Source organism: Euzebyella saccharophila (assembly GCF_014855495.1).
Lineage (GTDB): Bacteria > Bacteroidota > Bacteroidia > Flavobacteriales > Flavobacteriaceae > Euzebyella > Euzebyella saccharophila.
In genome coordinates this window covers 128,747-143,254 of the sequence record NZ_JACYFJ010000002.1, presented here as the reverse complement: position 1 = coordinate 143,254, position 14,508 = coordinate 128,747, and the positions used below count along the sequence as shown (strand labels likewise).

General features: G+C 41.0%; 21 protein-coding genes. 4 read left to right on the top strand and 17 right to left on the bottom strand.

What is annotated here, in order from left to right; translation table 11 throughout:
* Positions 1 to 74 precede the first annotated feature (74 nt).
* From IL355_RS07035 to IL355_RS07025, 3 genes are all read right to left on the bottom strand, one after another.
* Positions 75 to 1,139 (bottom strand): leishmanolysin-related zinc metalloendopeptidase, encoded by a 1,065-nt coding sequence (locus tag IL355_RS07035; RefSeq protein WP_192461475.1) that lies wholly within the window; start codon positions 1,137 to 1,139, stop codon positions 75 to 77.
* 189 nt (positions 1,140 to 1,328) lie between these two features.
* Positions 1,329 to 1,688 carry a hypothetical protein gene (locus tag IL355_RS07030; RefSeq protein ID WP_192461474.1) on the bottom strand — a complete coding sequence of 120 codons (360 nt, stop codon included), beginning with the start codon at positions 1,686 to 1,688 and terminating at the stop codon, positions 1,329 to 1,331.
* Positions 1,689 to 1,848: 160 nt separating this feature from the next.
* Positions 1,849 to 2,205 carry a hypothetical protein gene (locus tag IL355_RS07025; protein ID WP_192461473.1) on the bottom strand — a complete coding sequence of 119 codons (357 nt, stop codon included), beginning with the start codon at positions 2,203 to 2,205 and terminating at the stop codon, positions 1,849 to 1,851.
* 199 nt (positions 2,206 to 2,404) lie between these two features.
* Here IL355_RS07025 and hpf point away from each other — a divergent pair, with 199 nt between their 5' ends.
* Entirely contained in the window at positions 2,405 to 2,707 is a 303-nt protein-coding gene (gene hpf, locus IL355_RS07020; RefSeq protein WP_192461472.1) for a ribosome hibernation-promoting factor, HPF/YfiA family, read from the top strand.
* 12 nt (positions 2,708 to 2,719) lie between these two features.
* Entirely contained in the window at positions 2,720 to 3,172 is a 453-nt protein-coding gene (locus tag IL355_RS07015) for an arsenate reductase family protein (protein ID WP_192461471.1), read from the top strand.
* A gap of 64 nt (positions 3,173 to 3,236) precedes the next feature.
* Here the strand turns inward: IL355_RS07015 and IL355_RS07010 are convergent, their stop codons facing one another.
* The gene (locus IL355_RS07010) at positions 3,237 to 3,572 is read right to left on the bottom strand and encodes a hypothetical protein (RefSeq protein WP_192461470.1); all 336 of its coding nucleotides are present in this window, start codon (positions 3,570 to 3,572) and stop codon (positions 3,237 to 3,239) included.
* Positions 3,573 to 3,704: 132 nt separating this feature from the next.
* On the opposite strand from IL355_RS07010, the gene IL355_RS07005 reads away from it, so the two are divergent.
* On the top strand, positions 3,705 to 4,214 hold the full coding sequence (locus IL355_RS07005) for a YceI family protein (protein ID WP_192461469.1): 510 nt from the start codon (positions 3,705 to 3,707) through the stop codon (positions 4,212 to 4,214).
* Here the strand turns inward: IL355_RS07005 and IL355_RS07000 are convergent.
* From IL355_RS07000 to IL355_RS06985, 4 genes are read right to left on the bottom strand one after another with little or no spacing between them, the layout of a single operon-like run.
* Complete coding sequence (locus tag IL355_RS07000; RefSeq protein WP_192461468.1) at positions 4,211 to 4,843, bottom strand: NADPH-dependent F420 reductase; 633 nt, start codon at positions 4,841 to 4,843, stop codon at positions 4,211 to 4,213. The genes IL355_RS07005 and IL355_RS07000 overlap by 4 nt on opposite strands.
* A gap of 35 nt (positions 4,844 to 4,878) precedes the next feature.
* Positions 4,879 to 5,415, bottom strand: coding sequence for a peroxiredoxin-like family protein (locus tag IL355_RS06995; protein ID WP_192461467.1), 537 nt, complete (start codon positions 5,413 to 5,415; stop codon positions 4,879 to 4,881).
* Positions 5,416 to 5,432: 17 nt separating this feature from the next.
* Complete coding sequence (locus tag IL355_RS06990) at positions 5,433 to 5,825, bottom strand: hypothetical protein (RefSeq protein ID WP_192461466.1); 393 nt, start codon at positions 5,823 to 5,825, stop codon at positions 5,433 to 5,435.
* A gap of 3 nt (positions 5,826 to 5,828) precedes the next feature.
* Entirely contained in the window at positions 5,829 to 6,440 is a 612-nt protein-coding gene (locus IL355_RS06985) for a nitroreductase family protein (protein ID WP_192461465.1), read from the bottom strand.
* A 176-nt stretch (positions 6,441 to 6,616) separates the two neighbouring features.
* Here IL355_RS06985 and IL355_RS06980 point away from each other — a divergent pair, with 176 nt between their 5' ends.
* Positions 6,617 to 7,582, top strand: coding sequence for a TerC family protein (locus IL355_RS06980; RefSeq protein WP_192461464.1), 966 nt, complete (start codon positions 6,617 to 6,619; stop codon positions 7,580 to 7,582).
* A 4-nt stretch (positions 7,583 to 7,586) separates the two neighbouring features.
* On the opposite strand, the gene IL355_RS06975 is transcribed toward IL355_RS06980, so the two are convergent.
* The 9 genes from IL355_RS06975 to IL355_RS06935 form a co-directional block, all read right to left on the bottom strand.
* Positions 7,587 to 8,018, bottom strand: coding sequence for a hypothetical protein (locus tag IL355_RS06975; RefSeq protein ID WP_192461463.1), 432 nt, complete (start codon positions 8,016 to 8,018; stop codon positions 7,587 to 7,589).
* A 3-nt stretch (positions 8,019 to 8,021) separates the two neighbouring features.
* The gene (locus tag IL355_RS06970) at positions 8,022 to 8,270 is read right to left on the bottom strand and encodes a phosphopantetheine-binding protein (protein WP_192461462.1); all 249 of its coding nucleotides are present in this window, start codon (positions 8,268 to 8,270) and stop codon (positions 8,022 to 8,024) included.
* 12 nt (positions 8,271 to 8,282) lie between these two features.
* Positions 8,283 to 9,551 carry a beta-ketoacyl-[acyl-carrier-protein] synthase family protein gene (locus tag IL355_RS06965; protein WP_192461461.1) on the bottom strand — a complete coding sequence of 423 codons (1,269 nt, stop codon included), beginning with the start codon at positions 9,549 to 9,551 and terminating at the stop codon, positions 8,283 to 8,285.
* Positions 9,541 to 9,999, bottom strand: coding sequence for a 3-hydroxyacyl-ACP dehydratase FabZ family protein (locus IL355_RS06960; protein ID WP_192461460.1), 459 nt, complete (start codon positions 9,997 to 9,999; stop codon positions 9,541 to 9,543). Before IL355_RS06960 ends, IL355_RS06965 begins: the two co-directional genes overlap by 11 nt.
* A 10-nt stretch (positions 10,000 to 10,009) precedes the next feature.
* Positions 10,010 to 10,801 (bottom strand): SDR family NAD(P)-dependent oxidoreductase, encoded by a 792-nt coding sequence (locus IL355_RS06955; RefSeq protein ID WP_192461459.1) that lies wholly within the window; start codon positions 10,799 to 10,801, stop codon positions 10,010 to 10,012.
* A gap of 14 nt (positions 10,802 to 10,815) precedes the next feature.
* On the bottom strand, positions 10,816 to 11,871 hold the full coding sequence (locus tag IL355_RS06950; RefSeq protein ID WP_192461458.1) for a type III polyketide synthase: 1,056 nt from the start codon (positions 11,869 to 11,871) through the stop codon (positions 10,816 to 10,818).
* Positions 11,868 to 12,593 carry a methyltransferase domain-containing protein gene (locus tag IL355_RS06945; RefSeq protein WP_192461457.1) on the bottom strand — a complete coding sequence of 242 codons (726 nt, stop codon included), beginning with the start codon at positions 12,591 to 12,593 and terminating at the stop codon, positions 11,868 to 11,870. Before IL355_RS06945 ends, IL355_RS06950 begins: the two co-directional genes overlap by 4 nt.
* Positions 12,593 to 13,720 carry an NAD(P)/FAD-dependent oxidoreductase gene (locus IL355_RS06940; protein WP_192461456.1) on the bottom strand — a complete coding sequence of 376 codons (1,128 nt, stop codon included), beginning with the start codon at positions 13,718 to 13,720 and terminating at the stop codon, positions 12,593 to 12,595. Before IL355_RS06940 ends, IL355_RS06945 begins: the two co-directional genes overlap by 1 nt.
* 86 nt (positions 13,721 to 13,806) lie before the next feature.
* Positions 13,807 to 14,502, bottom strand: coding sequence for an OmpA family protein (locus tag IL355_RS06935; protein ID WP_192461455.1), 696 nt, complete (start codon positions 14,500 to 14,502; stop codon positions 13,807 to 13,809).
* Positions 14,503 to 14,508: the final 6 nt, after the last annotated feature.

Genomic DNA, 14,508 nt, shown 5'->3' with positions numbered 1-14,508 from the left:
TGTAGTTCTCATTTTGGAGAACTACAGGCTTTTTTCTTATTTCAATTCCCCAAAATAGGGAGAACTGAATTTTCTTATTTTTTCATATTGACAAAACCTACCGGAGATAATAACGTCTCCATGCTACCAATATGTATACCGTCTCCAGGTGCAGTTCCCTTGGCGGCTACCCCTGGGGTCCCTTTGGGTAAATCATAGGATTCGCCTACTGAAGCCGACCCATAACCAAGATCTTTCATGGACCCGGCGGTAATACGGCTTAAAGGATTTTCTCCCAAATTAAGGAAACCAGTCATCAGCTCATTATCCAAAGCTTCTTCATCCCAATGTCCTAAAGCGGTACCCGGTCCAAAATCGCCTTCAACAGGTAATTCTAGAGTTCCACCTTCCGCATTCCAGAATACATTGGCTTTTTTACCTAAGAAGTAAGGATTGCTATCAGGGCCACCACGTAAGGTTCTATCAAAACCAAAAGGAGCTACGTTCCAAAGGGTACCTATACCTAAAACGTGTCCCATCTCATGTACAATAACTTCCTCGAATAGGTCCAATTCTTCTAAGAAATCCAAATCGTCCACATCAAAGAACATCACCCCTGAAAGAGTAAGAAAATCGTCCGTACGAACAAATTGCGGGCCCGCCTGTCCCAAAACCTGACCTGGACCATCAATAGGTGCCAAAGCTACCTCGATGATAATATCATCAACCACTCCCTCATCTACAAGCGGTGGAAAACCTTCGAAAGCTGAGGGTAACGTACCTATAAAAGAAGGTTCGTCCTTAATAATGATACGTTCCCAGCGGGCGGCTGCAGCTTCAAAAACTTCTACTTGCCTTTCCGTTGGTGGTAATAAATATTTAAGGGTAATGTTAAAGCGCCCCCTATCCACGCCAGGTGCCTCCGTAGTTTTTAAGGCATCCGACCCGAGGTCATCGATGATAATGGGGTCTGAAGGGGCTGATTTTAAGGCAAAAACAATATCTTCTTTGGCTCCATCATCTGTAGTCTCTATAATTGAAACCTCTGGTTTATCCGTATCTGGTGATACGCTGTCTTGCGTACAAGAACTAAGTACGCCGGCACTAATTAAGCATGTACAAGCCAGTAAACGACTTGATTTAAAAAATGTGTTTTTCATACAATGTTACTGTGTTAAGAGTTAGAGACCGATAAAGTCTTCCGGTCCTTTAATATCCTGTTAAACTTAACACAATAATCATGCAGTTGCAACATTTTTTTAACATTTGCGTAATTAAAATTAACTCAAACGTTATTTGTTAATAAGGAAATATTGGTAAGGTATTTATTCAGGAAATGGAATTGGTACTTAGGAAGTTCCTAAACTCCGTTCCATTTTAACATCCGATAGATAGCCCACTACCTTTTTGGCAAACTCCTGAAAGCGCCGTAAATGTTTGGAGAGTAATAGAGCACTTTGAGAACTAACATCTACTTGATTCCGTATATCTGCCAGTATCACTTCATTTTCATTTTGCAGCTCTCGAGCATCGTTCTTTAATTCCGTAAACTTTTGAAATTGCAAGGGTGTTTTTGGTTCGCTGAGATAAGAAGCCAACTTCTCATTAAATTGTTTGATATCGCGTTGGTTGCGGTCCAAACACCTTAATTGCACATTTCTATCCTTTATGCGAGAAGATTCTAGAGTGAATTCATTTTTAATTGACATAAGTTACCCCCGTTACTTAATTGATACTGCAAAATTACGCTTCAAAATATCATATTTCCTACAAAGTAGAACGATTTAACCCAAATTTCACATCAATTTTACCAATATGCATCATTCTGAGGGCAAATTTTAATAACACCTTAAAAAAGAACAAGTTATATTACAAGATGGGAACCTTGTAAGCGGAGCATTTGGTAAGATATTCCTCCACATGCGATTGCAATTGCCTAAACGTGCTCAATTGTTTCTTTGCCTGTGCCACATAAGCACTATGCGGTATTTTTTCGCCTTTAAGAGCTGCTATAACCTCTTTGTTGTTTCTATTGCAGAGGTCCATAGCCTTGCGGAGTTGGTTGAGACGTTCAAATAACGTATAGGTATTGGGCTCTGAACGATACGAGTTAAGCTGTACACGTAATTGAAGAAGATTGCGCTGATCACGTTCTAAACGTAACAACAGGGCGTCCTTATTTTCCGATTCCCAGTTGAGGTAGCGATTTTGCTTAAATTTTTCCATAGCGTTTAAGATTTAGAGTTGAGAATAGTAGGATTTTAACAAGGGAACTTCTTAAAGTTACAAAAAATACGACTACAACGATTTAGTTAGATGTTTAAAATTCAGAGTTTAACATATTCTAACAGTCCTATATTTTCGATGTGGCAATAAATTTATTATTTGAACACTCCTAGCCCTTATACTGTACCTAACTTGCAGTATGGAAATAAATTTTGAATACGACAATGTAACTGCTAGTGACCGATTGGAAGAATTGGCCACCGATAAAATTAATAAACTTTTTGAACGGTATGACTTTCTGGTACGTGCCGATGTATTTTTTAAACAGGAGAATACCTCAAGTCCAGAGACAGGGCTTATCTGTAATATACGACTAAGTGCTCCGGGACCTAGACTTTTTGCAGAGGCCAGCAACGAGAATTTCGAAGCCTCTATTCGGGAGTCCGTATCCGATTTAGAAAGACAATTGAAGAAACGAAAGGAAAAATTGAAAAGTCACTAAATTATGGATGATATGAGCGTTATAAGCACAGATGAAAACTTACTGACCTTGGTGTACAGCTCCAAGTCCCACCTAGGAAAACAGGTTTTGGGCTATGTGCAGGGTGTAGGTGATGATTTAAGGAGTATTGATATTGCCGAAACCAAGCTCGGTCATGCCATGTGGGTAACCTTGGCCGATGGCGTTGGGAAGGACTTGGGGGAGCTTTTTAGTTTGGAAAACACCGAAACGCTGGACATAGAGAATAGTGATTCTTTTGATACAGACGATTGGTTGAAACTTATTGACAACAATCCTGAATTGTTACAAAACCCCATAGCGATTAAAGGCAAGACTTTTAAACAAGTTACTAGCCGCTCAGAGGTATTACAGTTCTTTGGAGTAGATTCTGCAGGGTTGGAGAAAAAAAATATGGGAGAAGAGCCTACAACTTCGTCTACCACCAAAGGTGAATCCTTTATCTAATATAAAAACGAAGACCACCTAAATAAAAAAGCCACCTTTTCAAGTGGCTTTTTCGTGTTGTTGGTTATTCCTCATCCTCAAACTCCAATTTGGCCATGGTTTTGGACAAACGGCTGGAATAAGGCTGGTCTATAATATCTTGAAGCAAGCGCTCCCTCTTTCTTTCGGAAATATCCAAGGTATCCACAATGGTACGGGTTTGTTCTATTTCAGCGACTCTATTTTCCTTTAATTGAATGCGCTCTTGAGGGCTTAAGATCATTTCCGGCTCAAAGCGTTCCATTACTGTATACTTGGTTACCTCGTGCTTTTTCTTGTAACTTTCCTGTGCCTGTAAGGCAGCAGTGCCAGCAGTACATGCCAAAACTAGGCACATACCCTTAAAAAATAATTTTCTCATAGGGGTTTTCATATAGTCTCTAGAGCTAATTTATCAATAGGTCTTTTCTATCGTATGTTTGCTGGGTGAACTGCAAAACAAATCGATAAACCGACCAATTATTCTTCTATCTTTGAATAAACCAACGATCCAATGAAACGTTTTCTCGTTATCCTTTTCGTTCTTATCGGCTGTCAACCATCCCTTTGGGGCCAGGAGATACGTGTGCAATCTGCCGAAATTACCTTTCACTTCACATCAAAGGATGTAAAAGGAAGCATTGGAGGTTTTAACTCCAGTTCTATAATCGATTTGGGAAATCTTACTGAAAGTAAATTTTCAGGCTCCGTGCAGGTCGAAACACTGAAAACAGGTAATTTTATACGGGATTGGTCACTTAAAGGCGGAAAATATTTTGATGCCGACGCCTATCCGTCCATTCTTTTTAAAAGTACCAAAATTTCCGGAAATATGGTGGATACCTTTCAAGTGACCGGAAATCTAACCCTCAAAGGAAAAACTAAACCGATTACCTTCACGTTTACCCGTAAAGATAATCGGCTTATAGGTTTGGCATCCTTATTCACTTCAGATTTCGGCATTCAAATTAAAGATGAACGGGAAGAAAATGAAGTGGATGTTACCATTGTTCTTAATTTCTAGGACATTTGTAAAAGTGAACGCATTTCTTGCTCGTCCGTACTTACACCATATAGTTTTTCGTCAACTTCCATCACATTGGTGGCTCCCAAATCCCCCACATATAGAGGGACGAACCCAATATCTGAAATTAATTGTTCCGTCACTTCTCTGCTTTTGGCATCTTGTGCAGCAAAAGGTACTGCCATAGGATTAGCCTCATCAAAGGCTCTATTCTTTAAGTCCTTATGATGTATGGTATTAAAAGCCTTCGCGGTAACGGCAGTGTTGAATTTTAAGGCCGTATACTCAGATGCATTTCGGTTATTGTCCCTAACTTCTTGGGCAACCTCCCCATCCCTTTCCGGATAAGGATTGGTGGCATCAATGATTACTTTATTGCCATACTCCCCGGCAAAAACTTCTGCAGTTTCGTTTATAGCCTTAAATGGGGTTGCTAAAAGGTAAACATCCGCATTGGCCTCAAAGGCTTCCGCCACACTTACCGCTTTGGCATTCTTCCCGCTTTCGCGAGCCATATCATTTAGTTCATTGGGATGTCTGGAACTGAACAGGACTTCATGACCTGCCTTGGACCAATGTTTGCCCAAGGTTCCTCCAATTTTTCCACTTCCTATAATTCCAATTTTCATTTTGTTCTCTCTTTTAAAATTAATTAATTTCTGTCCTACGCCATTTCAGTTATCATGGCCACTTCCGCCTCGCCCCTTGCAGGATAATCATTTTTGGTGACGTAGTCAACCATGTTAAGAATATCATCAAAACCCGGTCTCGCAAAGGGCATGGTTTGTATAGACGCCGCGTACAGGGTATTATCCGGTTTTACAAAGAAAAGCCCTGGCTCGGTAAATTGGTCCGGTTCTTTATCGCTAATTCCGTTTGAAACGTACAATCCCCACTCTCTTGCCTGACTGATTGTGAGTCCGTAAGCCAATGGTAACTCTGGAATATCCCACTTTTCGGCTGTTTTTTTAGCTAGCTCTTCGGTATTACTACTTATAGCTACAACATTAACACCGCGCTTGCTAAACTCATCCAACTTGCCGGCCAATTCTTCCAATTGCTTTTTACAAACAGGACAATGAATTCCTCTGTAAAAGACCATCATGGTAAAGCTTTCGCTTTCTTGGGCCTGTAAGCTCCAACGTGTACCATTTATTAAATTCAGTTCTATTTGGGGTACTTCTTTTCTTGGTATTAACATATATTATGAATTTTATTTTAGTGATTTAAGGTATCTACAACCACCGCTATGGGTTGTATTTCATTTCGTACCTTTCTATATTTTCTCAATTGCGGTTTTGTAAGGATGTTCGACATTTCTGCGCGTTGTTGACGGGCCAGTTCTGATAACAAAGCCATTTTATCCTCAGGGGTCATATTCGCTTTTTGAATTTTATTCTCCCTGATGAGAAACTCCTCTAACTTTTGCTGAAATTGCAAAATTTGTTTACCGTCCATAACCAATTCTGGTTGGTACGCTTGCGTGAGCGTCTTGGCCCATGTTTCGCTGCTTTTGTTCCCCTCCTGAAAATAGATGTCCTGTCCTCGTAAACTAGTAACCAGTCCAAAACCGGATATCATCAGTGCCCAAAATGTTGAATTCCTTTTCATCATCTATACTTTAGCGTTCCAATTATTCTCAAAGGCAAAATCCGTCTGTGGAATTCTTTCGCGCTCACTCTGTTCCTGTTCTTGAAGGTCTTCCGGTAGTTTTTCGAGTTCACCCCCAAAATATCCAATGGCCACGGCCGTGGAAAAGTGATAGCCTTCCGGTACATCAAATACTTCTTGCGCCTTTTTCCAGTCAAAGCCAGCCATGTGGTGCAGGGCTATTCCCTTATACTGTGCTTGTACGGTCATGTTTCCCATAGCAAGGCCCAAATCGTGCAGGGCATGAAAGTTATCCTTGCCATCTGGGGTCTTTTCTTTATAGGCAGTTAACATGAGTACAGGTGCATTGTCTGCCCAACTCTGATTGAACTCATCTAGGCAATCGTAAATCTTATCGTATCCATCTTCGCCCTTAAACCCATATATAAACCTCCACGGTTGCCAATTGTTGCAACTTGCTGCCCACCTAGCGGCTTCAAACAATTGTTTCATATCTTGTTTTCCTATAGGCTCTTCAGAAAAAACCCTAGGACTATATCGTTGCTTTAGTAGCGCATAGATTTCGTGCTCGTGGTCGGCAATTTTATCCAATGCTATTTGTTCATATTCTGTCATAGCTAATTTATTTTTAAATGATAATGTCCAATATAGCTTTGAAAAAACAAGTAGGTTAACGCTACACATTCATTTTTTGATGTTAAAGCATTCATACTTTTTGCGTCTATCTAGAAACTATTTGCATCAACTTAAATGGGGATTTTAGTTAACTTCGCGGCTTAAAATTCAAGTGTATGTGGGTATGGATTTTGTTTATTGCACTGGTCGTGGTCTTTTTGGCATTGGACCTTGGAGTTTTTAATAAAAACGACCATGTAATCAAGAGTAAGGAAGCAGGAATATGGACGGCCGTGTGGGTTACCGTCGCACTTGGTTTTAGTGGGGTCATTTATTGGCTCTTTTCAAGCGGAATGGTAGAAAACCCCACAAATCTTACCCCCAACAATGCCGTTTTAAAATATGTTACGGGCTATCTCATAGAACTATCCTTAAGTATAGACAACGTCTTTGTTATTGCCGTCATTTTCACCTCTTTTAATATTCCCCCTATATATCAACATAGGGTATTGTTCTGGGGGATACTGGGGGCCATTATTTTTAGGGGTTTAATGATTGTCTTTGGTGTAGCCTTGATATCAAAATTCGAGTGGATTATATATGTTTTTGGGGTCTTTTTGCTTTATACGGCCTATAAGATGCTGAAATCCGATGATAGCGAGTTTGACCCAAAAAAATCATGGATCTTTAGGCAGGTAAAGAAGGTGTTTCCGGTTACGCATCAAATTCAAGGGCATGATTTTTTTGTAAAGAGAATGGGCGTACGGGCGGCTACCCCCTTGTTTATGGCCCTTATTGTTATTGAGTTGACCGATGTTCTTTTTGCCTTGGATAGCATTCCGGCAATTTTGGCCATTACGGCCGACCCATTTATCGTTTTCAGTTCCAATATCTTGGCAATTTTAGGTTTGCGCTCCATGTATTTCCTTATCTCGAGAATGCTGGAGAAATTCAGGTACATCAACTACAGCTTGGTAGTCATACTTGCCTTTGTAGGGCTTAAGATGTTATTCTCCCACAACATTGAGTTACCGGAGTGGGTTTCCCTTACCGTAATCACCGTTTCTTTGTTAGCGGGAATAATTGCCTCCTTGGCCATTCCTCAAAAAGAGGATGAAGAAGTAATTTCGGCAGAAGAGTAAGCTTCTAAGCAACCTTTTTAAATAGAGCCTGATAAATTTTAGCAACTGCCCAATTTCCTGCAGGAAAATACAAGGCGAAGAAAAGCGCCATTCCCAAGGAAAAATTTCGGATACCAAAAAACTGGTCCAATAAGTTATTGGGATAGGCGTACGAGGTTTGCAAGCCATAACCTGCAAACTCCAACACTCCCATTGCAATTAGTCCGTACGCATACTGCATATGAAAAGGAAGCCCTCTCAACAAAAGTGAGATTGGAACCATATATAAAACATAACAAGTTATGACCTGCCACCAGTAGGTGAATTGGGCAATTTCTACCGTGGCACCAAACCAGTTCATAGCAAGCCCCCATAGAAAATATAGCACACAATATATTATTAGAAGACGATAATCTACTTGCAACTTGGCTTTGCCCCAGCGTAAAAATTCCTTCATGGATTAGGCCAATTTGGTGTTGATTATCTGAATGGCATCTTCTACGGTCTGCATTTTATCCATGTCCTCGTTTTCTAGCATAATATCAAATTCGTCCTCGACATCGAGAACAATATCTACTAAGTTGGCGGAATTAATATTCAGGCCGTTTATAAAGTGACTGTTCATTTCAATATCATTAACCGAAACGTCTTCAGGCAGATACGTTTTTATGATATTTTTTAATTTATCGTATTTAGTATGTTCATCCATTTACCAGTAATTTTAATACGTTCTAAAAATAGCACAAGCATTTACATCGCCAAAGCCGAAGCTTGCTTTTGCTAAAACTTGAAAATCCGTCTTCATTGATTTATGTGGTACACAGTCACTAGAAATGATTTTATCTATTTCCGGATGCAAATCTTCACAATTGAGATTTCCGAAAACCATTTGCTCCTTTAATTGCAAAACACAAGCTACCAGCTCAATACTTCCGGCTGCGGAAAGGCAATGGCCAAAATGCCCTTTAAACGAATTGATAAGAGGAAAATTACCACCTTTTCGCTTGAGGGCCCTACTCCAATTTTCAATTTCCAAAGCATCTTTGGAGGTCGCCGTTAAATGTCCATTGACGACATCTACCTCTGAGGCCTGTACCTTACTATTTTCCAATGCCGACAGAATGCATCGTTGTACCGATTCACTATTGGGAGCGGTCATGGTACCTCCACCTCTTTGACCTCCACTATTGATATTACCGCCTAAAACTTCCGCATAAATGTTTGCTCCCCTTGCCTTGGCACTATCCAAGGATTCCAAAACCAAGGCACCTGCCCCGCTTCCGGGAACAAACCCCTGCGCCGAAGCACTCATAGGCCTGCTGGCACTTTCCGGTCGGTCATTAAAGTTTCTCGGAAGAATACGCATGGCATCAAAGCCACCCCAGACATAAGGTCCGCTATCACTGCAACTCCCAACCAACATTCGTTCTGCTTGTCCGTTTTTAATTCGATCATACCCCATCAATAAAGCTTCCGTGCCGGTAGTACATGCCGAAGAATTCGTAGTTACTTGATTTCCACACCCTATTTTACCACCCAAATAGGCGCTCACACCGCTGGCCATAGTCTGAATAACGGTAGTACTCCCTAAACGACGCACGTTACCTACATCCACTAAGTTCATGGCTTCATTGAACTTGGCGACTCCCAAGGTACCGGAACCGAAAACAATACCACTATCCCAATCCGGAGTATTTTCTGCCGCTAGTGGTAACGCGGCATCCTTCCAAGCATCCAAACCGGCCATGACACCATATATGATTCCTGTGGCCTTAAGACCTCGTTGCTCCAAGGATGTAAAATAAGAATGAAGTTGTTCCTGAGAAATTTGCGGAGCACCTGCTACCTGACATCCAAAATTTAATTCTTCCAGTTCCGGAAAATGCCTAATCCCACTTACACCCATTTGCATAGATTCGTAAAAAGAATTGAGTCCCACTCCATTGGGAGCACAAACCCCCAAACCTGTAACCACCACTCTACTCCCCATTAGAATCCACTTTAAGCATCCCTGCAATCAAACCTTTACAAACTAATTGATTATCAGAATTATACATTTTAACCTCACATTTTAATTTATGAAATCTAAAATAGTGTTTGCGCGATACCACTGAAACCTTCTCACCAGGTAAAACAGGTATTAAAAATTCCATCTCACTACTGCTCATCCCTATTTTAAAAGAGGATTTACCCTCTAACTCCTGTTCTCTTTGCAGTAAGTATAACCCCAAGGAAACCACACCAATCTGCGCGCAACATTCCGTAAGAATGACCCCCGGGGTCACTGGATAGTTTTTAAAATGTCCTTGATAAAAAAAGGAATCCTCTGGAAATGTATATTCACCTTTCACCCCATCCTCATTCACATGTAACAGTTGATCAACGAACAAGAAGGGCTTAGAATATGGAAGTTGCTCAATTAGATGCTGCCAGGTCATAAAAGATAATTTATCGTAGACTTTCGCCCCCATCCACCTTGATAACAGATCCCGTTATCCATTGGGCCTCCGGGGTAGTTAAAAGATACACCACATTGGCCACGTCCTCAGGAGAAGTTAGCCGACCTTGGGGATTCCGTTGTAGGGCATTTTCCTTAATACGTTTATGACCAGGTATCATTTTAAAGGATTTGGTTTCGGTAACCCCAGCCTGTATACAGTTCACCTTTAATCCTAAAGAAGCAAACTCCAACGCCATATTTCTAGTTAAGGACTCCAAGGTGGCCTTTGCTGCCGAAACGGCCGCATAGCCTTCCCAGGCCCTAGAATTTCCTTCGCTAGTAAAGGAAATGATTCGAGCATCTTTTGAAAACAAATCTACCTTTATTAAATCCTTTGTCCAATCGTACAAACTAATAGCCATGGCATTAAGGGTTATTTGGAAATCTACATTCTCCAGTTCCTTTTCGGTTTGGGAGTTCATAGGTTTTAAATTTCCTTTGGCAATACTATGAACCAATACTTTTAATTTTCCTTGGGCTCCTAATTTAGTTTTGATTTCCTTTAGCACCTGCTGACGTTTATCCGTTTTAACCAAATCTACATTGTACGAAACCAAATCCACACCACTTGAAGTAATTTCTTGAAAATTAAATTTAACCTCTTCTAAATCAGCTCTCCTATCTCTATGAATAATAAAAATGGAATAGCCGTTCGCGGCCAGTTTTTTTGCTGTAGCCAAGCCCAATCCACTACTACCACCTAGAATAAGCGCCCATTGTTTTTTTGTTAGATTCTTCATGACTTATGAGGCATTTACCATTCCAACAATATTCTTTGTCCCGAGAATCCCGGACCAAAACTCAGCATTAACCCTTGCTCCCCTTGTTTCAAATTGCGCTGCATAAAACGCTCCAATACGTAAAGCACCGTTGCACTGCTCATATTACCAAATTGCCGCAAAACCTCTTTCGTATCGTCCACATTTTTGTCCATTTCCCCAAATAATTGTTCTACGGTCTGCACTATTTTCTTTCCTCCCGGATGAAAAATAAAGTGATTCACTTTTTTGATATTAGACCCAAATTTCTCCAAAAACGGATGAATGATTTTTGGAAAGTGCTCCTGGATAACATGGGGCACTTCAATATCCAATACCATTTTTAATCCGCCATTGGTGAGATCAAAACCCATCATATGGGTGGCATTTTCAAAATGGTACATTTCAGCCCCCAGAATTTTGGGCCCGGAGGCATTTTCTTCTGAGGACAATAAAACACAGGCCGCCCCATCCCCAAAAATAGCAGCGCTAACCATATTGGCCATGGAAAAATCATTCAGCTGAAAGGTTGCCGTTGGACTTTCTACCGCTACCACGGCAACTCGCTTTCCAGGGTTTGATTTGAGAAAGTTATAGGCGTATATCATACCCGATACTCCTGCCGCGCAGCCCATCTCCGTAACCGGAAGGCGCACCACATCCTGGCGAAGCCCCAACGCTTCAATTAAAAAGGCGTCCAAGGAAGGAATCATAATTCCCGTACAGCTAACGGTAATGATATAATCCAAAGAAGAAGCCTCCCATTCTTGTTGAAGCAAGGCTTTTCTAAGCACCTCAGTACCCAGTTTTTTACTTTCCCTAACGTAAATAGCATTCTTTTCCTCAAAAGAAGTGGCGGTAAAAACCTCATCGGGACTCATGATACTGTAGCGGGTATCTACCGCTGCTCCCTCAAAAATTTTAATCACTTTTCGCCTAAACCGCTCGTCTTGACCTTGAAGCCAGGATTCGACTAAGGGGATAATATCTTTTGTATTTCGGCTATACTCCGGAAGTTCCTTAGAAACCCCGGCAACCCTTACTTCATTCATAAATCGTATACGTTTCTTTTAGGCCTTATGACCCAAATATATCTAAAGGCCCATTGCCAGCTAATGGCATGATTTGCTTGAGGCAGCGATTCCGCAAGTTTCCTTAAATCCTGCTTAACAAAACCTCTCCTAATGGATACCTTTCCATCATGCTTGGCCATCTTCGTCTTCATAAAAATAGTGCTAAACCAACCAAATAACACATAGGCAAGCTTACTTCTTTGCAAATCATTGATGATTACCGCCCTACGTGACAATTCCTGAAGCGTGTTCAAGAATTGCTTTTGTTGCGCATCTTCTATATGGTGAAGCGTTAGTGTGCACAAAATTATATCTACGGGCATATCGTTAGCATCCCAATCATTAACGTTCCGGTTTAAATAGGTAATCTCTGGGTAAGAACGGGATTTCTCTTGCGCTAGTTCCAAGCTAACCGGATTTAAATCTACCCCGTAACATTTAAGCTGAACACTGTGATCTCTTGCCCACTTTACCACTCTTCTTAGCATTTCCCCATCACCACAACCCACATCTAAAATCGTATATGATTCTCTCATATTTCTTTTAAATATAGTATCTAGCACCTGTAACGTTGACTTAAATCCCCCCAGTAGGCGATTCACCAGGTTGATATCCGAAAAAGTAGCCTCCAACTCTTTTTTGGGCACATCGGGAGCATCCATCAACTCCAATCCTTGGTATCTAGTTACAAACTCAAACATTATAGAAGAGGTTTACCATGGGTAGCAGCTATTGTAGCTTTCAAAAGCTTGGGGCTTTTGCCCACTAACGACATTATAGAATTGGACAATGCAGGCCTTAGAAGTATGCGCTGTAATTGCCTGCCCCAATACAAACGTGTTTTAAATGCCCTTTTCCATTCCTGTTGGTAATTTTTTTCCAACCGACTTCTATTTTCTTGCCCGGATTTTAAATAGGGCACTACCAGTTCCGAAGCAATTTTTGCACTGTGTATGGCCATTGCCATTCCATTACCACAAAGAGGGTGTATGAGTCCTGCAGTATCACCGATCATCAACACATGGTCTTCAACGGCTTTCTTTGGCCTGAATGAAATTTGTGCAATGGTCAACGGTTGCTCAAAAACGGGTTCTGCTTCTTGCAAAAAGACTTTTAAAAATTTGTTCTTAGCAATGATTTGCTCATTAAAATCTTCTACCTTCCTAAACTTCTGAAAACTATGGTAATGCGCCATATAGCAAAAATTGACCTCTCCGGACTCCGTTTTGGATAGTCCGCCATACCCTCCATGAAAATTATGCAGGGCCACTACGTCATCGGGAAAGACATCCCATTTATAATGATTTTTGACCGCTACCCATGCCGATTTTTCAGTAATAAAATCGCGATTCAACTTCTTATCCAAAGTACTACGCTTTCCGTAAGCACCCAAGACCACCCTTGAAGTAAATTTTTCACCATTCGATATAACTACCTCAAAACTAGATTCTTTGAATAAAATACCCGTAACTTTCTCGAATTGAATTTCTACCCCAACCTCCAAAGCTCTTTTGTACAACAGTTCATCAAAAGCATAGCGACTAACCCCAAATCCGCCTAAGGGCAATTCGGCCTCCAATACCTTACCATTCACTTGGCTCAATTGAAATTTTGAAATAGCTGGTGCACCGGCTCCTTGCAATGAAACTCCCAATTTTTGAAGGTAGGGAAGCACCTCATTGGAAACATATTCCCCGCATACTTTGTGATGCGGATAGGTATTTTTCTCCAATACCAAGACAGAAACCCCTTCTAAACTTAAATGAATGGCGGCTGTGAGTCCCGCAAGACCACCGCCCACCACTACCACATCATAATCGTGTTTCACTTTTGGAAGATACACATTAAAAAAAAGAATCCCGATCAAAAAACTGAACGGGATTCATGGTTGAATTTCTCTTTTTCAAAATTCCTTTATCCTTTTACTTGCTGCTTAGCTTCTTGTTTGAGTGCCTCACTAGCCACAATGGCCAATTCCACACGTCTGTTTTTAGCTTTACCTTCTTTGGTTTCGTTATCGGCTACGGGCTGATTTTCTCCATACCACTTGGTGGTCAATCTACTCGCATCAATTCCCTGGGATTTCAAATAATTGCTCACCGAAGTTGCCCTCGATTTTGAAAGGGTCATATTATAATCGTCCGGTCCGGCACTATCTGTATGTCCTTCCACCAACACATTGGATTTAGGATATTCCTTTAAAATTTCGGCCAAACTGTTCAAGGTAGTTACAGATGTTCCCTTTACTTCAGATTTGTTCGTATCAAAATAGACGCCTGCATCCTCATTGAAGGTAACGTTAATTCCTTCGCCTACTCGGGTAACTTTCGCTCCAGGAATTTCTTCTTCAATACGCTCGGCCTGTCTATCCATTCGGTCACCTATATAACCTCCAGCAACACCACCAACGGCAGCCCCTAAAATGGCTCCGAGAACGGTATTGTTGCCGCTACCGACGTTATTTCCAATAACACCGCCAATAGCGGCACCACTTCCGGCACCAATGACAGCCCCTTTCTGCTTATTATTGGCGTTCTGGACAGTTTTACAACCTACGACCATGGATATGGCCATGAATATATAAATTGATTTTATTGCAATCTTTTTCATCTATTA